The sequence below is a fragment of the Paenibacillus sp. FSL R7-0048 genome, assembly GCF_038004505.1.
Taxonomy (GTDB): domain Bacteria; phylum Bacillota; class Bacilli; order Paenibacillales; family Paenibacillaceae; genus Paenibacillus_AQ; species Paenibacillus_AQ odorifer.
Genome location: NZ_JBBORF010000001.1, coordinates 6,673,603 through 6,696,681, shown reverse-complemented (window position 1 = coordinate 6,696,681; position 23,079 = coordinate 6,673,603). Strand labels below are relative to the sequence as shown.

The 23,079-nt window shown below is 42.6% G+C and carries 18 protein-coding genes; 14 read left to right on the top strand and 4 right to left on the bottom strand.

Annotation, left to right across the window (positions count from 1 at the left end; genetic code table 11):
• Nucleotides 1-92 precede the first annotated feature (92 nt).
• The 3 genes from NSQ91_RS29695 to NSQ91_RS29685 all read left to right on the top strand — a co-directional run bounded on the left by NSQ91_RS29695 (nucleotide 93) and on the right by NSQ91_RS29685 (nucleotide 3,530).
• Nucleotides 93-1,292, top strand: coding sequence for a phosphoenolpyruvate hydrolase family protein (locus tag NSQ91_RS29695; RefSeq protein ID WP_076303606.1), 1,200 nt, complete (start codon nucleotides 93-95; stop codon nucleotides 1,290-1,292).
• A gap of 149 nt (nucleotides 1,293-1,441) precedes the next feature.
• A complete protein-coding gene (locus NSQ91_RS29690) occupies nucleotides 1,442-2,650 on the top strand; it encodes a Tm-1-like ATP-binding domain-containing protein (protein ID WP_076220518.1) in 1,209 nt (402 codons plus the stop codon).
• Between the two features lie 43 nt (nucleotides 2,651-2,693).
• Entirely contained in the window at nucleotides 2,694-3,530 is an 837-nt protein-coding gene (locus tag NSQ91_RS29685) for a phosphoenolpyruvate hydrolase family protein (RefSeq protein ID WP_038573568.1), read from the top strand.
• A 113-nt stretch (nucleotides 3,531-3,643) separates the two neighbouring features.
• Here NSQ91_RS29685 and NSQ91_RS29680 read toward each other — a convergent pair whose 3' ends face one another.
• Nucleotides 3,644-4,432 (bottom strand): alpha/beta hydrolase, encoded by a 789-nt coding sequence (locus tag NSQ91_RS29680; protein WP_076123851.1) that lies wholly within the window; start codon nucleotides 4,430-4,432, stop codon nucleotides 3,644-3,646.
• 188 nt (nucleotides 4,433-4,620) lie between these two features.
• Here NSQ91_RS29680 and NSQ91_RS29675 point away from each other — a divergent pair, with 188 nt between their 5' ends.
• The 3 genes from NSQ91_RS29675 to NSQ91_RS29665 are packed head-to-tail and all read left to right on the top strand — an operon-like array spanning nucleotide 4,621 to nucleotide 7,439.
• Complete coding sequence (locus NSQ91_RS29675; RefSeq protein ID WP_076182128.1) at nucleotides 4,621-5,148, top strand: type IV pilus modification PilV family protein; 528 nt, start codon at nucleotides 4,621-4,623, stop codon at nucleotides 5,146-5,148.
• Entirely contained in the window at nucleotides 5,132-5,653 is a 522-nt protein-coding gene (locus tag NSQ91_RS29670) for a PulJ/GspJ family protein (RefSeq protein WP_076182130.1), read from the top strand. Before NSQ91_RS29675 ends, NSQ91_RS29670 begins: the two co-directional genes overlap by 17 nt.
• Nucleotides 5,654-5,708: 55 nt before the next feature.
• Nucleotides 5,709-7,439, top strand: a complete 1,731-nt coding sequence (locus NSQ91_RS29665; protein ID WP_143763837.1) for a hypothetical protein — start codon at nucleotides 5,709-5,711, stop codon at nucleotides 7,437-7,439.
• A gap of 76 nt (nucleotides 7,440-7,515) precedes the next feature.
• Here the strand turns inward: NSQ91_RS29665 and NSQ91_RS29660 are convergent, their stop codons facing one another.
• A complete protein-coding gene (locus NSQ91_RS29660; protein ID WP_076303608.1) occupies nucleotides 7,516-12,138 on the bottom strand; it encodes a DUF5057 domain-containing protein in 4,623 nt (1,540 codons plus the stop codon).
• Nucleotides 12,139-12,502: 364 nt separating this feature from the next.
• Here NSQ91_RS29660 and NSQ91_RS29655 point away from each other — a divergent pair, with 364 nt between their 5' ends.
• The 8 genes from NSQ91_RS29655 to NSQ91_RS29620 all read left to right on the top strand — a co-directional run bounded on the left by NSQ91_RS29655 (nucleotide 12,503) and on the right by NSQ91_RS29620 (nucleotide 20,985).
• Nucleotides 12,503-14,167 (top strand): GspE/PulE family protein, encoded by a 1,665-nt coding sequence (locus NSQ91_RS29655; protein WP_076303609.1) that lies wholly within the window; start codon nucleotides 12,503-12,505, stop codon nucleotides 14,165-14,167.
• 43 nt (nucleotides 14,168-14,210) lie between these two features.
• Nucleotides 14,211-15,260 (top strand): type IV pilus twitching motility protein PilT, encoded by a 1,050-nt coding sequence (locus NSQ91_RS29650; protein WP_076303610.1) that lies wholly within the window; start codon nucleotides 14,211-14,213, stop codon nucleotides 15,258-15,260.
• The gene (locus NSQ91_RS29645; RefSeq protein ID WP_076303611.1) at nucleotides 15,260-16,465 is read left to right on the top strand and encodes a type II secretion system F family protein; all 1,206 of its coding nucleotides are present in this window, start codon (nucleotides 15,260-15,262) and stop codon (nucleotides 16,463-16,465) included. Before NSQ91_RS29650 ends, NSQ91_RS29645 begins: the two co-directional genes overlap by 1 nt.
• Nucleotides 16,466-16,655: 190 nt before the next feature.
• On the top strand, nucleotides 16,656-17,132 hold the full coding sequence (locus NSQ91_RS29640; RefSeq protein ID WP_076303612.1) for a type II secretion system protein: 477 nt from the start codon (nucleotides 16,656-16,658) through the stop codon (nucleotides 17,130-17,132).
• 98 nt (nucleotides 17,133-17,230) lie between these two features.
• Nucleotides 17,231-17,980, top strand: a complete 750-nt coding sequence (locus tag NSQ91_RS29635; RefSeq protein WP_076303613.1) for a prepilin peptidase — start codon at nucleotides 17,231-17,233, stop codon at nucleotides 17,978-17,980.
• A 15-nt stretch (nucleotides 17,981-17,995) separates the two neighbouring features.
• Nucleotides 17,996-19,597, top strand: coding sequence for a pilus assembly protein PilM (gene pilM, locus NSQ91_RS29630; protein WP_076303614.1), 1,602 nt, complete (start codon nucleotides 17,996-17,998; stop codon nucleotides 19,595-19,597).
• On the top strand, nucleotides 19,581-20,186 hold the full coding sequence (locus NSQ91_RS29625) for a type IV pilus inner membrane component PilO (protein ID WP_076182144.1): 606 nt from the start codon (nucleotides 19,581-19,583) through the stop codon (nucleotides 20,184-20,186). The genes pilM and NSQ91_RS29625 overlap by 17 nt, the downstream gene beginning before the upstream one ends.
• Nucleotides 20,187-20,382: 196 nt before the next feature.
• Entirely contained in the window at nucleotides 20,383-20,985 is a 603-nt protein-coding gene (locus NSQ91_RS29620) for a DL-endopeptidase inhibitor IseA family protein (protein ID WP_051491029.1), read from the top strand.
• A gap of 37 nt (nucleotides 20,986-21,022) precedes the next feature.
• On the opposite strand, the gene NSQ91_RS29615 is transcribed toward NSQ91_RS29620, so the two are convergent.
• Nucleotides 21,023-21,430 (bottom strand): CBS domain-containing protein, encoded by a 408-nt coding sequence (locus NSQ91_RS29615; RefSeq protein ID WP_076303615.1) that lies wholly within the window; start codon nucleotides 21,428-21,430, stop codon nucleotides 21,023-21,025.
• A 153-nt stretch (nucleotides 21,431-21,583) separates the two neighbouring features.
• Nucleotides 21,584-23,011: a VanW family protein gene (locus NSQ91_RS29610; RefSeq protein ID WP_076303616.1), complete on the bottom strand. Its 1,428-nt coding sequence runs from the start codon at nucleotides 23,009-23,011 to the stop codon at nucleotides 21,584-21,586.
• Nucleotides 23,012-23,079: the final 68 nt, after the last annotated feature.

Sequence of the window (23,079 nt, the reverse complement as noted above, 5' to 3'; positions counted from 1 at the left end):
CGGGATTTTTTTTATTATCTAAATGAACTATGACTGGATTAGCAGTGTTCTTTACGGTTATCCTTAGGTTAGGGATAGGAGGGTTCGTAGGTATGAACAGAGAGCAAATCCTAGACGAGCTTAGATCGGAATTAAAAGTAGGCAATCATATTATTGGAGTAGCCACCGGTGCTGGTATAACGGCAAAGTATGCGAAGCAGGGTGGAGCTGATTTCATTCTGATGTTAAACTCGGGTAAATTTCGCCAGATGGGGAGGAGCTCTCTCGCTGGTATTTTACCATTTTGTAATAGCAATGATATGGTGATGGACTTTGCATCTAGAGAGATCATACCGTTGGTCAGAGATATCCCTATTATTTTTGGCCTCAATGCAACTGATCCGACCAAAGATATGGAATCCTATATAAGTGAAATAAAGAATAGAGGCTTTGCCGGCATTAATAATTACCCCACGGTGGGTTTAATAGATGGTCAATTTGGAGAAGCGCTCGAAGAAGAGGGGAATGGTTATCTACTTGAAGTAGAAGCCATAAGAATAGCCCATGAGAAGGATTTGTTTACCATTGCTTTTGTATTTGACGAAATCCAGGCAGCACAGATGATCGAGGCTGGAGCGGATATTATTTGTGCACATCTAGGTCTAACAGAAGGCGGGTTATTAGGCGCTAAAAAAGTATTCTCTCTGGAAGCTGCCAAGGCTAAAGCGGACAAGATATTTAATACATGCAATGAGCTAAAGCCAGATTTAATTAAGCTGGTTTACGGTGGTCCGGTGAAAACGCCAATTGATGTGCAATATATGTACAGCAATAATCAAAACTTGATGGGGTATATCGGGGGCTCTGCTTTTGAAAGAATTCCCTCGGAGAAGTCCATTACGAATATAACCAAAGCTTTTAAAGTGTCGGGGACGCTGGATGAAGATGATTTTATGGTCAAAATGTTAGACGGCATCACAAAGCACTATGATTATGTTGAATTTGTAAAAGAATACGTAGCTCAAAATTATAGGAATGAGATCTTGTTTGCAGATTTAGCTAAGGTGGCACATGTATCCCGAAGTTACTTGAGTAGTTTGTTCACCAAAAAAGTAGGCTGCAGCTTCCAAACGTATCTCGTGCAATTTCGGATGGATAAGGCGGCGGAAATATTACATAGAGACCCTATCCAGTTATCTGAGCTAGCGCCATTAGTTGGATACCAGGATTATGCGCAGTTTAGCAAAATGTTCAAGAAGTATAAAGGGTTCTCTCCAAAACAATATAAATCTAACATAAACACAAAAACATAAGACATAAAAGCGTTTTCATCCATAAATCAAAGAAGTATGATTAACTCATAAGTTGATCATGCTTTTTTTAATATAAGAAAGTATAAGTTTCACATTATACATTATCCTTATATTTCTTGTTGTAGATATTTGAAGAGGAGGTTGAAGAAATGAAGACGATTGCTATTGCCGGAACTTTTGACACCAAGGGTGAAGAATATCTCTACATTAAAAATTTACTGGAAAGCTTGGAGTTAGGCACGTTTACGATTCATACGGGTGTGTTTGAGCCCACTTTTACACCGGATATCTCTAATAGAGAAGTAGCAGCAGCCGCGGGTGTAAGTATAGATGAGCTCGTTGCCAAAAAAGATAGAGCACTAGCAACAGAATTATTAGCCAAAGGTATGGAAAAATTAGTACCTGAATTATATAAGCAAGGCAAATTTGATGGAATTATCTCCTTTGGGGGCACTGGAGGCACTTCACTTGTAACCCCGGGTATGCGGGCATTACCTATTGGTGTACCTAAAGTGATGGTTTCGACCGTAGCTTCAGGGAATACTGCTCCATATGTAGGCACTAGTGATATTGTCATGATGCCATCCGTAGTGGATGTTGCCGGACTAAACTCTATTTCAACAAAGATTTTTACCAATGCAGCTTTCGCCATCGCCGGTATGCTTAAATTTGAGAATAAACAAGTGATAGAGAAAAAACCATTAATAGCTACAACGATGTTTGGGGTAACAACCCCCTGTGTGACGGCAGCCCGTAACTATCTTGAAGCTAGAGGATATGAAGTGCTTGTATTCCATGCAACAGGTGTAGGTGGCCAGTCCATGGAAGCGCTAATCGAGGCTGGTTTTATTGAAGGTGTATTGGATCTGACCACAACAGAATGGGCGGACGAAATTATTGGTGGTGTGCTAAATGCTGGACCTCATCGGTTAGAAGCTGCTGGAAAACATCATATTCCACAGGTTGTCTCGGTAGGCGCGCTTGATATGTGCAACTTTGGTCCTTATGATACGGTACCAGCGAAATTTGCTGGGCATAAGTTTTATAAACACAATCCAACAGTTACTCTGATGAGAACAACAGTAGAAGAAAATGAAGCTATCGGCAAAAAGCTTGTCGAGAAATTAAATATGGCCAAAGAGAAAACGGTGTTAATGCTGCCGCTTAAAGGGATATCCGGCATTGATGTTGCAGGGGAAGCTTTTTATGGGGTAGAGGAAGATCAAATGTTATTTGATACCTTAAGAAATGGTGTAAACAGAAATGTTGTCGAGGTTATCGAAATGGATTGTGCCATTAATGATATGGAGTTTGCAGAAGCAGCAGCGCAGAAGCTAATAGATCTCATGAGCAAATAAGGCTTTTATAAGATAAATAAATATTTAAATGGAGGCGTTACACATGAACAAAAATACAAGAACTGAAATCATGGCGAAGTTTAGAGAAGAAGTGGCAAATGGAAAGATTCTTTTAGGCGTGGGAGCCGGCACTGGAATTACTGCAAAAAGCAGCGAAGCTGGCGGAGCAGATATGCTGATTGTTTATAATTCAGGAAGATACAGAATGGCAGGCCGTGGATCACTGGCAGGGTTATTATCTTATGGGGATGCCAACCAAATTGTAGTCGAAATGGGCTCGGAAGTATTGCCTGTTGTTAAAAACACCCCTGTATTGGCAGGCGTATGCGGAACGGACCCTTTTAGAGTAATGGAAGTTTATTTAAAACAACTTAAGGAACAAGGTTTTAGCGGCGTGCAAAACTTCCCAACCGTAGGTTTGATCGATGGCGTGTTCAGACAGAATCTAGAAGAGACCGGCATGGGATATGGTTTAGAAGTAGATATGATTAGAGCTGCGCATGAATTGGATATGCTCACCACTCCTTATGTATTTGATCCTGAGCAAGCAAAAGCCATGGCAGAAGCCGGCGCAGATATTTTGGTGGCACATATGGGCTTGACTACCAAAGGTACAATTGGAGCTAAGACCGCTCTGACATTGGATGATTGTGTAGAAAGAATCGAAGCGATTATTAAAGCAGGGAAAGCAGTAAATCCAGATATTATGGTGATTTGTCACGGTGGACCGATTGCAGAGCCGGAAGATGCGGCGTACGTAATTGAACGGACAGAAGGCATAGACGGATTCTTTGGTGCATCGAGTATTGAAAGATTTGCTGCTGAAAAAGGAATCACAGAACAGACTGGATTATTTAAAAATATCACCAAACAAGCATAATTGCCTTCGGCGTCCTTATAATTAAAAAGAACCCTCCGAAGAGGGCAATCTGAGTAGAACAGATATTAAGATGCAGCTTATGGCTGCATCTTTTTGTTGTCTATTAGGTACAGCTAGTTACTTTTTAAAGGTAGCCATGCCAGCACATCGCGGATTTTGGCATCCCAGTATCCCCATTCATGTGTCCCCGGACCTTCTTCATAGGTTAAAGAAAGTGAGGTTGCCTGGCAGGCATCGCGGAATCTCAAGTTATCGGTATATAGGAAATCCTCTGTGCCACAGCATTGATACAACGCTGGTTTTGGTCCCGTGGAGCGGTTCACTTCCTCAAGCAGCCAAAGAAGGTCTTCCGGCGTTCCGGCGGTATCTTCTTTTCCGAAGATCATTTCGTATTCTTTACTTTTAGTGGTAGCACCTTCCCCGTTCAAGAAATTATGCGCCATATCAAGTGCTCCAGACAAACTCGCTGCCGCTGCAAAAGACTCGGGTTTACGCAGTCCCAGCTTAATTGCTCCATAACCACCCATCGACAACCCGGCTACAAAGTTCTCCTCGCGTTTATCGGAAAGCGGGAAAAATGAGCGCGCCAACATTGGCAGCTCCTCACTAATGAAGGTCCAATAACGGCCTCCCATCGCCATATCTGTGTAGAAACTGCGGTGCACATTCGGCATTACCACAGCTATCCCCATCTCCGCTACATACCTTTCTATGGAAGTCCGGCGCAGCCAGATCGAATCATCGTCAGACAAGCCATGCAGTAAATACAAAGTAGGGTGAAGATCACCTCTTGTTACATTACTCATCCCGATTTGTGTAGTTGTTTTTTGCGGCAAAATTACAGTCATTGAGGTATTCAAACCTAGTACTTCAGAATAAAATTTGCACTCTATTAAAGCCATTTCATTCATCTCCTCTCTTTCCAAATCATAGCATAGACCTAAAGTGAGAGATATTGTAGAAATATCTGAATTATAAGGGTTTTGAGGATTGCTGTAGCTGGATATGAGAGAATATAATGGAAGTAGAAAATTTAGGAAAAACGTGCAAATACGAAAAGTATTTTCATAGGCGAGAGGCGGAAAGTAGGATGAAACCGGGCCTAAAGCAGGAAAAAGGATTTACGTTAATCGAAGTTCTGGCCGCTATTGTAATTTTATCGATAGTTTCTCTGGTGCTTACGTCTTACTTTACTAACGCCATGAGTTACTCTAAATCGAACCAGAACAAAACGATTATGGTCAATCTGGCGCGAAACGCGCTGTTTTATGTGGAGAAGCAGGATTTTGAGGCGATGAAGGAATTTTTTACGCAAGGGGAAGATGCGATAGAGGCTGAAAAATGCACCATAGTTAATTGCAGCTATAGTAATCTATTCTCAAACATGACAGCTTTGGCAAATGTTCTGAATCCAACAGTTAATGATATCCGTTATAAGATCAATATTATCTATCAACCGGAATTAGTCGATCATCCGTCCACTACTCCGATTGATAAATCAGCTGTAAAGTATTATTTAATACCCGTTAAAGTTGAGGTAAGACGAGTAGAAAATAATGAACAGCCCGCTTATAACGTAATGTTGGAGGGATACATAACTGATGAAAGAATTCGCTAAACGACTTAGGTCGGAACAAGGTTTTACTTTGGTGGAATTAATTGCGGCACTGACTGTATTTGCTATGATAGTCGGTCTAATCTCTGGAGTTACTATGTATGGATTTCGCAGCTATCATAAAATCTCAGTTCAGAACGCTTTACGGGACGAAGCGGATCTGATCATGTCCTCTATTATTACTGAACTCTATACATATAGTCCTGAACGGCTACAAAATATATCTGGAGGAATTGAACTAATAAAAGGCGGGAGTTCTCCGCGTGTGATTCGGGTATCAGGAAATGAAATTGTTATAAATGGTAAGGAAAGTGGAGCGGAATCTGGTTCTCCTATCGCGGTACAATCGAATATGGCAGGTTCTATCATAACTGCTTCCACATCAGATGGTAGATCATGTAATGTAGCCTCGCTATGCAATTCTGGTCTGATCCAGATTAAGTTGGTATTAAAGTATAAGGGAAATGAAACGGATAAGATGGAATTGGAAAGCCAATTTGGATTTTAGGAGGAAAACAGAGATGTTGAGGCGGGCAAGCCTTCGATCGGAACGAGGTTCGGCTTTGGTACTTGTGATGTTTATCGTCCTGTTGCTCACTATTTTAGGAGTTACGGTGCTTAGTGCTACGATTGGAGGAGCTAGGCGTACCGAAACTCGTGAGAATGATGTACAAAGCCTTCATTTAGCGCAGAAATCGATTGATGAGGCGATTGCCTATATTACAGCAGATTTAAATCAGAAAATACAAGTTAGTAGTAATACTACTCAGGCACAGTTTGATCAAGAAATAGAGACATTTTTAAGGGGCCTCAATTCTAATAAAGGAGCTTTTGTTACCGATACAAGCTTACAGGGAGCTAGCAATGAAATCACGGGAATTACTCTCGATGGCAGTTCTACAAGTAGTAAGCATGTAGTTACGATTAAGGCCAATGCAACAGTAAACGGCGTGTTAAGGACGTTGCAACAAAAGGTTGTGATTACGACATTCCCAGATTTTTTGAATTATTCATTAGGTTCTGAGGGAACGATCTATTTGAATGGTGCTCCTTATATTCAGGGGAATATTTATGCTGGAAATCAATTAAAAGTTAGCCAAGTGGCTAAGTATAGACATAACGCAGATTTGGAAAAACGCAGTCTATTTCCGTTAGTCGATGGAGAAGCTCATATTCAATCAATGAACGATCTGCTTTATTCCAGAACGGGTGATATTTTTGAAAAGGTGCCGACAATTGATGATGCCGACTATTCTTCACTAGATAATAGGGTGAAGACGATCGTTGAAAAAGCAAAGATCAAAAAGAAAACGACGTTTGTCCAAGTGAATGTGGAGGATTCCTTCCTAGATAAAGTTGCTGAGGCTTCAGGGTCGGCTGGAAATAAGAAGGTATTCAGCGATAGATATTATGGAGAGACTGGATCAAATAGTAGTGAAGAACCCATTGCTAGAGGAACAAGATTAATTAACACGCTTCAGCAACCCGGAGGCATTTCCACCTTATGGATGCCTATGTTAGAAGATTTTGAGGACATTGCAACTGGTGATACAGATGAAGAGAAAGAGCAGGAGAAACATAGACTTTTCGAAGAAGCGAAGCTATCACTGAAGCAAAACCTTGAGAGATTGGAGAGAAGCACGATCTTTATAGGGAATCTAAAGTTGGATGGAGTAATGTTAAATCAGATAAGGGATACTTCTAAGCTTAATCTAAGCACAGGGGCTCATTGGCTTATTGTAAACGGTGATTTAACAATAGATAGTTATTCAACGGCCATTGTCCAAAGCAACATTCTGGTGACAGGGAATTTATATATCAGAGGAAAAGCTGAATTTGATTCTACTATGTTTGTGCTTGGAAAAACTGATATTGTGGATGCCACGATATCAGGAATACCAACTGCAGGTAGCGGAAGTAAAGAACTTGTATTGATCTCAAAGGGAGCTATACTTATTAATCGGGTTGAAGAGTTTAAAAATGAGGCTACAAGATTAAGAGCCTTTTTTTATACGGATAGTACGGCAGAGTTGTACGGTGTGGGCTCTATATTTTCACTGGATGGTGGCTTTTTTGCTAAAGGAGATTTGATAATCAATGCGGTTGTTGGCAAAGTCAAGAAGGAGACAGGATCCGCAAACTTTAATTTTGATATCCAGACGGAGGTTGAGTCTCCTCGTTTTATTGTTAATTATAATGAACAAGTATTCGAAGATCAAAATGTGGGACTTCCACGTGTGAATCAAATAAACATTAATGTAGGTCCCATCGAATTGTTAATCTCTGGAAATTAAAGGATAATATGAATTATAAAAGCAGCCGATCAACTTCTGATCGGCTGCTTTTACATAATATAGATTTTGATGTGATTTAGTAGCGATTTTCTATAGTATCTTGTGTTCCAATAACCGTTATCGTATAATACGCTTCAATTGTCTTCTTACTTTGGGTAAAATAATAAGCTCTAATAACAGCTTCTCCTTTACTGAGCCCACGATAGACTCCATTCTGTTCTTGCAGAACAACTGGCTTAGAAGCATCCTCACTTGATTTATTACTTACTATCTCCCATTGTAGTTTGTGTAAAATGCTATCAGGTAGATTTCCATAAGGAGTTATCCATAAGCAGGGTAGCAAATTAAGGGATTCTCCGACTGTGATTTTTCCTGATTCCGGGTGGAATAATAGTCCAGGATCAAGAGGCACACTTATTGTATGAATATTACTGATAGTACCAGCGGCTTTGACCTGGATCTGGATATTTTCATGTGAACTTAAGCCCTTTAATATAACGTTCTTCGTGGAAGTTGTTATAGTTGAGACAGGAGTAGGATTATCCGCTGCGACAAATCCAGCATAATCAAGATCATTCTGGTTAACCAAACTCCATTCATACTGCTCTTTACTTGCGCTGTCAGGATCAGTAATTACCTCTAAATTAATTGTTTCTTCCTGGAAAACACTCTTAGATCCTTTGATTGTTAAGGACTTAAGTCCAACAGTTATTGTTTTGAAGGTATTAACGCCACCTGTATTCAAATCAGTAGTTACAGTAAGTTTTACAGTATATACCCCTGATTTTGTTGCTGTAAGATGAGCCTGGTCGTTATCACTATTAAGAGCTACATCATTAGTTGGTAATCCATTTGCATCCACGACGCTCCATGAAAATTGGGTTCCCGTTTCTTTTGTTAAGTAAGTAGCGTTGAAATCTATTTTCTCATTTACAAGAGCACTGTTAGGTCCAACAATATTTAATTGTGGATCGAGAACAGTAACAGTAGCCTTACTAATAAGATTACTTCCATCGTTAGCAGCTACTGTAATTTCAGCAGAGCCAACCTTTTTACCAGACACGACGCCTAATGGACTAACACTAACAATATTATCGTTGCTTGATGTCCAGATCAGTTGATTGAATTTCTCCAAGGGCTTAATAATCAGAGAAAGCATTTGGCTATCTCCTAATAAAAGTTGTGCTCCACTTAACTCTAAAGTAGTTATTCTGTCGATGGCAGTAATCGTCATCTCAGAAAATTTAATGATCGTACGCACTAGTGGATTAGAAGACGGCGACGGTGTCGGCGTTGATGATGGTGTCGGTGTTGGTGATGGTGTTGGTGTTGGTGTCGGTGTTGGTACAGGAATTGGTCCTATGTAGGGCAGGATGTCAATTAATGATGAAGCATTCAAGGATGCGGCAATTACATTGCCATGAACCTGGCCATTGGTAAAGTTGAGTGTCGCGTTTGGTGCAAGGATTGAACCTCGAATGTCTACCCCCGAGATATTGACCGTTGTTGCATTAGGGAAATTAAATAATACGTTGTTTCCTGTTGTATTCTTTGGTAGTCCAAAAGCTTTAGTGAAATTAATGGTATTACCAAAAATTGTATAAATTATAGAAGAATTATCGGGTGTGGTTAATTTTGGCCATCCTGATGGAAAATCCCCTGTGTTATCACCTATTGAAAACCTAAAAATATTTACTAATTGAGTTCCGGTTAAATATAAGTTTCCATATTCCAAATTGTATGTTCCATTTTGCGGTACCGATGCTAGTTGATTTGACAAATTCTCATAATAACTTCGAGCAGTTTCAAAATCGATCAGAGTGCCTTGGTTATGTGTACCATCAATGATATTACCATTATCCACCTTATTGTAAACACCTTGATGCAGAATGTTTCCATATACACTTCCGTTTGTGAATTTCAGGTTTCCACCTGTAATGACAGCATAAGGAATCTTAATCCCTTTATCATAATTTGTTTTGTTAATATCTACACTGCCAGTAGTTACATCACCCCCAGCTGCCAGATTACCCCTCAAAGAAGCAGTCACTGTGGCTTTTCCAAATATAAAAGCATTATAATCACCAGCAATTCCAAGCCCGGAGCCAGTTGCAGAAACCGATGGGTTAAAATTAGAAGTAGCGCTAGGTGATGGACTAGCCGTGACAACTGCTGTCGCCGTTGGAGTAGGAGATGCAGAAGGAACAGCATGAATATCTACGAAGTCAACTAAGGCATTATTGAATATATATCTTGCTGCTACATTTGCTGATACATTAATAGTGAATTTGATGGGTTCATTAGAATCGGGTTGGAACGTCTTCATCCCATTCACGTTCTTCAATGTATAAGTAATGTTATTAAGCGGCTTCTCTAATGTTAGTCCTGTTTCTACACTACCAGAAGGATTAGTCATCCCATCAGGTAAACCTGATGCTTCAAGTTTAATGTTCGCTGGTAGAGTATCACGGAAAATAATATTAGAAATTACTTGATGATCGTAGGCTTGATCGATAGTACTTACTTGATCAAAAGGAATAGGCTTGGCTTGAATGATATAAGTGATAGTAAAAGGTTCGTTTTTTGCTACTTCGCCGCTAGTGCTAACATTGGTTGACAATTCCCGTGATAATTCAAGATTCGATCTTGCCTCCGAAATGGTAATATCAATATTTTTGGGAGCTGCATAAGCGCCTTGCTTATCACGCGCTGTAATTTCTATTGTGAGTTCACCACCGCTCGGCAGAGGGTTTGGAAATACCTGATGAATAGTTTCTCCTGAAAGAATTGCCTTCTCTGCCATCCCTGTATTAGGTAGATAAGTATCCCCGGACTTAAAACGAATAGTTGTAAATAAATCACGATCTTTTAAATCAGGATCTTCGACAATATAATCTATTAATAGTTCATTCTGGTAAGAAGGCTTTATTTCACCTTGCTGAGGTGTTGATACAGTGATCTCTGGCGCATGATTTGCACCAATATACGCGCGATACATTGTATTGACGAAGAGCTTTTGCTCCCATTCCGGAAATTTAATGCTGGATGTTCCGAATACATGACCGGTACCTGAGTAAGTGACATTTCCTTTTGAGTATGTGTAATAGTGGTTCCAGCTATCATCGATATCGCGCGAACTCCCGGTTATGTTATACCATGGGATGACCGAAGCATCCTCCAGATCCAAAGTGAAGTATTGATTATGTGTAGTTGCTACTTGTGGTGGAATAATATTTGTCTGCTCATTATTTGCATTGATAGTACTTAAGTAGAAAGGGTACTGGGTCAGCAAGCCATCATTGATTGGTTTGACTGTAGTTGAGGGACTAGGAGCGTTTAAACCTAAGTTTGTTTCCGGGTCGATCTGACCCGTGATTTTTTTGAAATTTTTAACCCAATTACTTTTATTTTGATATACCGTATCATGTGTGAACATAACGCTTTGTTTAGTAACCTCGGTAAAATCAATAACAGCCTGGGTTGCAAGGTCACTTAACGGGGCTTTGTCATTATAAACATCGCGAAATCCAAAAATGAGCATATCATATACGCCGTTTAATCCATATTTATTATCTTTGGCATACTGAGCCGCAATATCGGTGTTGAATTCGGAAATGGTCTTGGTTGTAATTTTTAACTCGTAGCTGCTATTACTTAGGAAGCTTTGCGTCATATTTTCAGGATTGCGTAAACTACTGCTTCTTTCATTAGCAGCGATAGTAGGCAACACCTGAAGAATATTAACGATTGTTTTCTTGCCAAGGAATTGAATCGTACCGCTATCCAAGTCTTTTAATTTGTTCGGATTTAAGTTATCTACGATTTCTAGCTTCCAATATAGAAGCCCGGAGTATGTATTAGGAAGCTTGTATACAATTTCACCATTAGGATCTTGATTTAAAGTCTGTACAGCTACGACGTCATTTTCAGTCATTTTAATCGACTTATCTACACTGATATACAATTTAGCTAGAATGGGACGATCGTTGAGATTATTTACATTTGATACGTTGAATTTAAAACTAAGATTATTTCCGGGTTTATAAACATGCTCCTGATTCTGGCTGTAATCAATAATGTTAGCTTTATTAGTAATTTGAATACGAGGGCGTTGCTTTAAAAGATCCTTCTGAGCAGAAGGATCTTTTTTCAAATTTTCGATCCATGTATTTAACTCATTGTTATCGACGAACTTAACATTTGATTTTGGTGTTAATGTCCGGTAGGTATTGAAGGTGTTGTACAATATTCCGCGTTGGTTAGTTGTTTGCGTATCAAACGGCTCTTTGTTGAGTAATACGTAAAGTCCTTTATTAATAAAATAGTCGGTAATTTCTTTGGCTTTCAGGGCAGTTATGTCATTCATAACTGCTTTGGTATTATGATCTTTTCCGGAGACCCCACTTGTACTGTAAGTCCCCTTCCCGATATATACCGCATCATATCTCCCGTCCAGATCATCCCGCAGCGCCACAAAGCGCTTCATACTCATCGTGTCGATGGTAAGGTTAGATATTCCCGTTTTTAGAGACGCAAGCTCACTAACCCCACTCTCTGTAACCTCCAGCATACGAATTTGGTATTCATTAGAACTGGCATCGACATTCATAAAGTGATTTTTGATTGGCAGAACAAGCAGAAGGAGAAGCAGGGTAGTTACTGTAAAAATAAAAACTTTTTTGTTACTGGCAAGTTTCATTGTCATCTCTCCCTGATTGTTAACTATTGGCAGATATGGTCGTATTCCGTCTCGTATATGCTAGATTCCGACAGCCTTTTTCATTCCGTGTCGTTGTAAAATTATCCAATCTATGTTATATACATTCTAGGACATTCAGCATTGATAGACAACATAAATCTATTGAAATATACCTATTAAATTATAACTAAAGTCCTAGTTAGATTGAAAAATACTCAAAATTGACAAATTTATGGAAGGTATATTTATGGTAATTATATCTTTCGTTTTTGAGTGAATTTTGCTGGGAGTTTGATTTCTATTTCTATAAAAAATATCCATTATTTCAGCCGGCATAAATAACGGCATACGGAGATGAATAGATTTGGCTATCGCGAAAAAGAGACTGGGAGACTTGCTGGTAGAAAATAATATTATTTCGCAGGACCAGTTGCTTGAGGCTCTCGCGGAACAGCGTAAGAGTAAACGTAAGCTCGGCGATCTGCTAATCTCTCAAGGCTATATCACGGAGCAGCAGCTGATTGAAGTGCTTGAATTTCAACTCGGCATCCCGCATGTCAGTTTATTTAAATACCAGATAGATCCCGCAATCACGCAGATTATCCCTGAAAGTATGGCTAAGCGATATCAGGTGCTTCCATTCTTAAAAGAGGGCGGCAAGCTGATGGTTGCGATGGCGGACCCGCTGGATTATTTTGCGATAGAAGATTTACGTATGAGTACTGGCTTCCGGATCGAACCCGCTATTTCTACGAGAGATGAGCTGCAGCGGGCGATTGCGCGTCACTATGGCATGCGCGATTCTATGAATCAGATGCTGGTAGAACTCCCGACACAGGAAGAAATAGAAGAGACCGAGATTACAGATGAGGACTCTCCGATCGTACGTTTGGTCAACCAGATGATTCAGCAGGCAGTTGCCCTGCGGGCGTCTGATATACATATGGATCCAGGTGAAAATAATTTAACCATCCGCTACCGCATTGACGGAACCTTACGGACAGAGCGGATTATTCCTAAGCAGATGCAGGGCTTTATCACCGCCCGTCTGAAAATAATGGCCCGCCTGAATATCGCAGAACGGCGTTTGCCGCAGGACGGGCGGATCAAAATGCAGTTCGATTACAAAATGGTAGATATTCGTGTGTCTTCATTACCAACGATGCACGGAGAGAAGATTGTGCTGCGGCTGCTAGATTTAAGCACAGGGGTCAAATCCGTAGATGCTTTGGGATTCAGTGAGGGGAATGCAGAAGCTTTTAAGGAGATGATAGCTCGTCCTTATGGGATTTTGCTGATCACGGGACCTACAGGCAGCGGAAAAACAACAACTTTATATTCAGCGTTAAATCAACTTAATGTAGAAAGCGCAAATATTATCACAGTCGAAGATCCAGTGGAATACCAGCTTGAAGGAGTAAATCAAGTACACGTAAACTCGGCTATTGGACTAACCTTTGCAGCTGGGCTGCGTTCGATTCTTCGACAAGATCCGAATATCGTAATGGTCGGTGAAATACGGGATGCGGAAACTGCTGAAATTGCTGTTCGCGCCTCATTAACGGGTCATCTAGTGTTGTCTACTTTACATACAAACGATGCGATTAGCTCCGTTTCCCGATTGCGGGATATGGGGGTAGAACCTTATTTGATCGCTTCTTCGCTGATTGGTGTGGTAGCACAGCGGCTGGTGCGCAAAATCTGCACTGACTGCAAAGAAACCTACAAACCATCTGAACAGGAAGCAATTATGCTACGTAGCTTAGGACTACCTGTGGAAGCATTACAGCGTGGACGCGGCTGTGGTAGCTGTAACAATTCTGGCTATCGTGGACGAATAGCGATTCATGAAGTACTCAGTATTGATGATCACTTACGGCAGCTCATTACAAACACTGCCTCAGTAGAAGAACTGCGTGCAGCAGGTAAAGCGCGTGGGCTTGTTCAACTGATGGATGACGGACTGCTCAAGGTCAGTCAAGGAATTACAACGATTCAAGAAGTCATGCGCGAGACGGTCTCACATTAGAGGTTAACAGGGATTTAGCATATTAACTTAGGGGGAGCGGCTAATGCCAACGTATACGCGGGATATTAGACAACTATTACAAACGGCTTACTCCTCCAAAGCTTCTGACTTACATATTTCTGTAGGATCACCGCCGGTTATTCGGATGGATGGAAAGCTGCACTCGCTTGAGGGTGAATCCGTGGTTGCTGAAGAAGCGGCAGATATGGCCAAAACGCTACTTGGTAATGAACGAATTGAAGCATTTCGGAATGCGGGCGAGTTGGATTTTTCATATCCGCTTGATGGTGGGGTAAGATTCCGGGTGAACGTTTATCGTCAGCGGGGCGAGGTTAGTATCGCCGCCCGGGCCATTCCTGCAGAGATTCCGAGTCTGGAACAGCTGTCGATGCCTTCGATTTTAACTACTTTGTCGCTTAAGCCACAAGGTCTAATTTTGGTTACAGGACCCACAGGCAGCGGCAAATCTTCTACGCTTGCAGCTATGCTGAATTATATTAACCAGACGGAGAGCAAGCATATAGTGACGTTGGAAGATCCGATAGAATTTCTACATAACCATGGAACCTGTCTAGTAGATCAACGTGAAGTGGGAAGTGATACGGCTAGTTTTGCTAATGGATTGCGTGCTGCCTTACGTCAGGATCCGGATGTCATTCTCGTTGGTGAGATGCGGGATTTGGAGACCATTTCAGCAGCGGTTACGGCCGCAGAGACAGGTCATCTTGTGATGGCAACTTTACACACAACAGACGCACCACAGACGATTGACCGAATTATCGACGCTTTTCCGGGCCATCAGCAGGGACAGATTCGTTCACAACTAGCATCAGTGCTGCTGGCAGTAGTCAGTCAGCGGTTGTTCCCAAGGGCTGGAGGTCGGGGGCGTTTATGCGCTACGGAAATTTTGATCAATACACCAGCCGTAGCCAATCTTATTCGTACCGAAAAAACACATCAGATCAAAAATGTGATGCAAACCGGACGCTCACAAGGCATGCACACCTTGGACATGAGCATTCGTGACTATTTATCGCAGGGGCTTATTGATCCAACAGCAGCTAAGGCGTTTATGGCGGAGGTGAGCAGCTGATGCCTCTTTTTGAATATCAGGTGAAGACATCCGCAGGCAAATCTATCAAAGGGAAACTAACGGCAACCGATAAACCTACGGCGATGGAGGAGCTACGCAAGCGGGGACTTACGGTATTTTCACTGATTGAACGCAAAACCACAATTTTATCGATGGACATTTATATTGGTAATCCCGTTAAGCCGCTTCATTTCATCATTTATTGCAGGCAGTTTGCCACGCTTATGCGGGCGGGGGTATCGATTGTGGATGCAACGCGTATTTTGGCAGAGCAGACCGAGAGTAAGCCACTGCGCAAAGCGTTAGTAGATGTTAATTCCAGCCTGATGCGCGGGATATCGTTCTCACAAGCCGTTCAGGATCATAAAAAAATCTTCCCGCAGCTATTTGTCAGCATGATCCGTGCCGGTGAGGAATCCGGTGATATTGAGGGGACGTTGGACAAGTTGGCTATGTTTTTTGAGAAACAGCACACCACGACAGAGAAGATAAAATCAGCGCTTACGTACCCCATTACCGTAGGAGTTATGGCGATTGCCGCGGTTATCTATCTACTTTGGGCGATTGTGCCGCAGTTTGTAACGATGTTTGAATCGATGGATGCCGAGCTTCCGGCAATTACACAGATGGTCTTGGCACTTAGCAAAAGCATTCAAGGTCAATGGTATTTCTGGATACTCGGAGTACTTCTCCTAGTGATAGCTTTTCAGATTACAAAACGTACGGAAAAGGGTGCTTACGCTCTGGATTATGCCAAGCTTAAGATACCTGTGTTCGGTAAGCTGAATCAAAAAGGCTCGATTGCTCAGTTTACGCGCACTTTTTCTTCTCTTTATGCCAGCTCTGTACCGATTCTACAGTCCTTGGTGATTGTTGAGGAGGTAGCAGGAAATAAGGTCATCGGGAAATTCATCCGTAGTGCAGGAGATTCGCTGAGACAAGGAAATCCACTATCTGAGCCGCTAAAAAAAGCTTGGGTCTTCCCGCCACTAGTTACGCAGATGATAGCGATTGGCGAAGAGACAGGGGCGCTCGACACGATGTTGTCCAAGGTAGCTGATTTTTATGAGATGGACGTGGAGAATACCGTTGACCGTCTGAAATCGCTGCTTGAACCACTGCTGATTGCTTTTTTAGCCGCTGTTGTAGGTGTCATTGTGGCCGCCATTATGCTGCCGATGTTCAGTCTGTACGGTAATATGTGAACCTCTTGGTTCCTTGTATATATTGAGAGGGGTGACGCCGAGGAGGCGGGGCAAGATCCACGAACTTACGCTGGCGATTAGACGACGATGGACGAGCTGTTTCCGTAAGCACAAGAAAGCTGATGCTGGATTCACTGAAATTAAGAATATAAGTTTTATCACTCACACACCACTTAGAGGGGGAAATCAAATGTTAGCACAAGCTATTAAGAGAAGATTAAGCAAAGAGGAAAATCAAAAGGGGTTTACGCTGATTGAGTTGCTGGCGGTTATCGTTATTTTAGGGATTATTGCGGTAATTGCAATTCCGATGATTGGTGGAATAATTAATAATACTAGAGAGGACTCGGATGCAGCTACTGCTCGTCAAATTTATGATGCGGCTCGACTTTATGTAGTTAGTGAGAAAAATGGAATCTATAGTTCGACTTCTACTGCGGCTGCTCCAGAAAAGATCGCTATTACTGATCTGATCTCAAAAAAATATCTTGAGTCTGGTATTGTGCTACCTAGTAATAAAGAGACTATAAATGGAGGATCTGTAAACTTTGTTGCAGGTGTTCTAGCTGCTGCCGATGCTGTTCAAATACAGACTGCTACCACATTTACTTCTACTACTCCTAAGTCTTTTACATCAAAAGAAGTATTGAACGCTCAGAAAGAATAAATTGGTTTTTATTCGAAAATCAAGTCTATATGAAACCCCCTAAGGAATCGGACTTCCCGATTCCTTTTTTAAAATCCAGAAGCTAACAGAGGACAGCCATGACGATATTTATCGCAAGTTACATCACATTACTGGGCCTGGTTCTAGGCTCCTTCTATAACGTAGTAGCGCTGCGGGTGCCGGTCAAGGAATCCTTGCTTAATCCGCCGTCACATTGTCCGAACTGCAACACGCGGCTAAAAGCGCGGGATTTGTTTCCGGTGCTAAGCTACCTGCTATCAGGAGGCAAGTGCCGATACTGCGGCACAAGGATTTCGCCATTATACCCGCTTGGAGAAGCGGCAACGGGTTTGCTTTTTTTATGGGTGTATTTGCAATTTGGCCTGACGGGTAAGGGAATCATCGGGTTCATTCTTGTGAGTTTAGCGGTTATCGTGACGGTTGCGGATTTGAAGTACATGCTGATTCCCAACAAGGTATTGTTGTTTTTTTTACCGCTGCTGCTGATTTTTGTACTGCTATTTCCAGAAGGACCGATATGGCATCATCTGCTAGGAGCTGTGCTTGGGGGAGGGGGCCTTATCCCTTTTGTTCTATTAGGTGGCATGGGGGCTGGAGATGTGAAGTTATTTGCGCTGCTGGGCTTGGTGATTGGCTTTCCGAATGTGATTTTGGCCTTTTTTGTGGCTTGTCTGCTTGGGAGCGTGGTGGGCGGACTGCTGATGCTGCTCGGTGTAATCAAACGTAAACAGCCGGTACCCTTCGGCCCATGGTTAGCTATAGGAGCTTTAATTAGTTTTGGATATGGTTCACACATCATCGGCGCGTATCTCTCGCTCATCGGATAGGAGGACATCGATCACATGCTTGGATTAGGCCCCAAAGTGGCCGGACTTTCAATTGAAGCTGCCGGAATCCGTTATATTAGTTTTAAGAATAAACAGTCATGGGAAGTCCGTAAAAAACGGTTTCTCCCGCTCCTTCCAGGCATGATCATTGAGAATCAGGTGGCGGATAGCGAGGCGCTTTATGATCGGGTAAGGCAGTGGGTGAAGAAGGAAGGGTTAAGGGGAAGTAAGGTTTCTTTGTCCATTCCACCTTCGCAGATCATTATCCGTAAAATGAGTATTCCTAGTACCAATGACAAACAGGTAGAACAACTCGTGAAGCTGGAAGTGGAGACGGGACTGCATTTACCTTTTGAAAATCCTGTCTACGACTATGTAACGCTCGAAGTGGATGAGGAGCAAAGTCACCTGCTCGTATTTGCTGCTCCGCGAAAATCGATTCAGGATTACGTAGAAATTCTGGAGCGGGCGGGTCTTCGGATAAGTAGTGTCGAAATTTCGGCAACCGCCTTAGCGCGTGCTATAACCACTGGGCACGGGGAGAGCTTTGCGGAGACGATGCTGATTAATATGGAGCCATCGGTAATGGACATTTATATGTTCAGAAACGGGAATCCGGTCTTCATTCGTACGATAAACTTACTTGATCTACATAAAGGAAGAAATTTAGCGGGAATGGATCTTTTGACAGACAGTGAAACCTTGGCAGAAACAGCTGCCGCTGTGGAAGAACATTTATCACCCGAGCAAATGGTGGAAATCACTGCGGAAATCTCCCGTATGCTCAGCTTTTATCAATACAGCTTGCATGACGGTTCCACTCGTATCAACAATTTAGTGATTACGGGCACTCCCTCGATTCGTAAACAACTGGACCTGGAGCTCCAGCAGTCCCTAGCTGAACTTGAAATAACACCAATAAGTCTGGAACAGATGGCTAGTGCTGCTGTTTCTGACCCTGATCTAAATGATTACCGTGTAGCTGCCGGGACCGCTCTAAAAAATAGCATCAACACGGATACGATTGATCTATTGCCGAGAGAAGATCGAGAGACGTTGCTATTTCCTTATGTCACGATGGGGCTTGTAGCGATCTGGCTGCTGGGGATGATCGGAACGGGGATTTATTTTTCGGCCAATAAGGGTCAAATTTCTAATGGTAAAGAAGAGCTGCAAGGCCTGCAGGATCGCAGTTTAATGCTCCAAGTAGAGCTCGCGAAGCTTAAGAACAGCGGACCTGGACAGCTAGATCGGAAAGCAGCCATCACAGTGCTTCAGGACAATAAGGTGATTGCAGTCCCTATCTTGGACGAATTAGTGGAAGGATTGCCTAAGGAGGCACTAATCCGTGATATTAACTATACCTACCGGACATCTATAGATCTGACTGTAAATGTATCCACTATGGAGGATGCTTCCAACTATTTAAGACAACTTCGCCAAATGTCTTTTACGGCCGATGCCTCTATTCAAAAGCTTACTGAAGGTGCCGCCGATGCCATTTCATACAATACGTATACGGCTATTTATAAAGTGAACTTAGCAGCGGCTAAGCAGCAAAACAGTGAAACGGATGCCAGCCAAGGGGAGGTGAGCAGCGATGGAACAGATCAATAAATATCGCTCTCCCATCGTACTAGGGGTGTTAATTCTATTCCTGATATTGTTTGCATTCTATATGCTGGGTGTTCAGCCGACTAATAAGGAAATTTCCGCACAGAGCAGCGAGATCAGTCAGTTGGAAAAGGAAGCAGAAGTCCTCCAAACCAAAATCAATGAGCTGAAGGGCAGCGGCAATGAGGGAGATCTAGAACAGAAGGAATTACTGGGGGAACTCCCAAAGGGCGATGACAGCGAAGGTCTGATTGTTGATTTGCGGGAGGTTAGCACGTCCTCACAAGCGCGGCTAAAGGATCTTAGTTTTGTTTTGGATGAGGCTAATCCGATTCAGCAAATGACAGGTTCAGCTGAGGTGTCATTCCCGACGGTCAAACAGATCAAAATGACTGCAGTGGTGGAGGGCACATATTCGGGGATACGGCAATGGATGGATGAAATACAAGCCTTACCTCGTATTGTGAATGTGGACTCTTTCAATTTTCAGCAGTCCTACGAGGATCGTACTAAGAACAATACGGAGAGTATTTTGACTGCTAACGTAGCTTTTACAGCGTATTTTGAGGCCACCGCAGCAGCATCCAATTAGGGTTCTTGTGCTACTTTATTTAACTATATTACTCCGCTTTTCCTGTGAATCAGGAGGGTGGAGTTTTTTTATATTTTCAAAAGAGTTGTAATACGTTTTCATTCCTCTGTTTATTGGGTATTTTAGCTTGCGGGGTGCATAAGCTGAAACAGTGGCGATCGCCTGTATTTTTTAGATGAAAGAGGAGGAACTTCAGATGAACAAAAAATGGATGCTTGGTTCGTTGGCCCTATCCTTAGGCCTTTTATCAGCAGGTAGCGGAGTTATGGCAGCTTCATCATCAGTGGGAAGCTCGGCAATAAAAAATGTGGCTGTGATTGGTACAGGAAAAGAAGGTCCAGCTACCATAAACAATTTGACGGTAAAAAGTGTTGTACCGCTTGTTGTGCATGCCAGAGCAATCTATTTCTATACTAGCCGCGGGGGCAACTTTTTCCCGATGGAAACCTTCATGTATAAAGCGCAAGAGTACCGTTACCTTTCCAATGATATTGGGACAAAGGCGAAGCTGATGAATTACATAAAAAAAGCCTACACGCATAATGCAGCAGCTTATTATGTGCAGACTCAATTTTTGGAGCATGAAGGTAGAATGTCACAGGTGAATGCGGATCTTGGAAACTCATTAATGTTTGAAAAAGCCACCGCCCGAATGCTCTCCAAAACTGCAACAACCGCTGAATTTGACTTAACAGTTCCTTATTCGAGCGGGCAGGAAGGCAGTGAGTCGGTGTATGTGAAGCTGAAAAAGGTGAATGGATACTGGAGAATTGATACGTCACCGGATATTCTTTTTTGAGGAAGGTTTAGGGTAGAAGAGGAAAGGTAAAGAGGTTCTACGCTTGGGCGCGGATAAGGTCAGAGGTATATGCAACACCAGCGAATTTACCTTTGCGAGTGATAATGACACAATCATTTTTCATAGGATCTGGGCGGTTCATAGCGAGGCTCAATATCATATCGAGTGGAGTGGAAATATCAAGAATGAGCGGGGTTTTGTTCATAAGCTTCATGGCAGGTTCTCTGTAGAATAGATCTACTCCGGATCTTCCGGTAGCTTTCAAAAAGAAACGTTCGCTCATCAACATTCCTAGGGGTTCATTCATAGCATTGCAGACGACGATACATTTGGATTCTGGATGCTGAAACATGACGCGAAGGGCTTCTCTGCAAGTGCGTGAGGCAAAAATAGCAGGAGCACTGCGGACAATACCAGTAAGATCATTTACAAGAGCTGTTGTCATAGGATGTTCATCCTTTCTGATTATGGGTCTACTTCTAATGTACCCCTGAATCGTAAATTTCAAAGCCGGGTAACGTAAGCTACAGGTAAAATAGATGGCTGGCACAAATAACCGATCAGACCTTAGGGGCTCTGACCGGTTATTTGTTGTTAGCTATTCACTGCGGACGCCGTCCTCCACCAGCTGCTTTCGGGGGACATCCGGGATTATGGATTTGCTCACGCCTCCACGATTAATGGCGATTAATCGTTTTTGTGCGTAATATACGTCGCGGGACAGTTTATTCACCTCAGTGGATTTACCGTCAACATACTTTGTAATGTAGGTTTCAACAATATATCCGGTTTTCCCATTTTGAATAACGCGTGAGCTGCCACGAGGCAGTGAAGAATCGTTTACGTATTTATCGACTGGAGGGAGCACCTCTACTGTTTTTGAATGAACTTTGTAAGTGACATTTTGCGGAAACGTGCCGAACAGCTTTATGGTCAGTGATTTACCCTGCACAGCTGCTTTAATTATGAGATATTTGCCAGTCGTATTGCGAAAACGAAAGTTGATATAACCTTCAGCGAATGTTGCGTCCTGACCTTTGGGCAAGTAGTTGACGGGCAAGGAATGATTACGGCGTTCCACAATTTCTAGCCCTATACGCAGTGCGGCATTGTAAAGAGTGCTCGACACTTGGCAGATCCCTCCACCAACACCTGCTTGCAGCTTGCCGTTCACAATCACCGGCGCTTCACGGAAGCCGTAATTCACCTTTGCTTTTTCTATAGCTTTTCCATAATCAAAGACGGCTCCAGGCGGGAGAATGGTTCCATCCACAGCTTTGGCAGCAGCTTCCACGTTGTAGCTTCGTCCAGGTCCACTTGCACCTAGAGAGGTGCTGAACTGCATTACTTTTCGCTCGATACCTTGTTCCTTTAATTTCTTTAAAGTTATGTCAGGCTGCAGGATTAACAAAGGGACCTCCATCGTGATTCCCTTCTCCAGCAGGGCATTCAGATGATTAAAACTGGTGGGGGCAGCTGCTCCTAAGGAAGTCTCCAGAGCTGTCCAATCAACCTCCAGGGAAGTTTTCTCAGAAGTATATACGATTCGGTCATCGCCTGTAATTCGTCGTGTAGCGTCCACTGGTTCACCAAAGGACTCCTTCTCCCAACTGGGACTTAGAATCTTTTGAAATTGTGCGATTTCAAGATGGGTTTCAAGCCTCCACAGCTGAGGAAAGTTATAGCGTGCCTTTACCCGTTCCCAAAGTGTTCCTTCGGCAAGCTCTTTTAAGCCCTGCTGAAAAGCAGAGGCATCATAGCTCAATCCAGTCTTACTAAGAGTTAGGGGTAAATCTGCATTGCCTTCCACTTTTAGCATTAGAGGGACGGATTCGAGGGCATGCAGCCGTTTATCCAGCTGGGAGTGGACCTCGGTGAGGGTCATGCCTCCGACCTGCCAGCCGGCAAGGGTTGTACCCTTTGGAAGCGTGGTTTTGCTGCCATATAGATGAAGCCCTCCGTAAATACAGGAGCCGATAAGGACGAGTGCGATGACCACTATGAGGGCAGCATGGATTTTTTTCATGATTAATCTCCTTTTGGGGATTTGGATTGCGCTAAGCAGGCGCGGCCCTGTAACAGAACTTAAAGAAC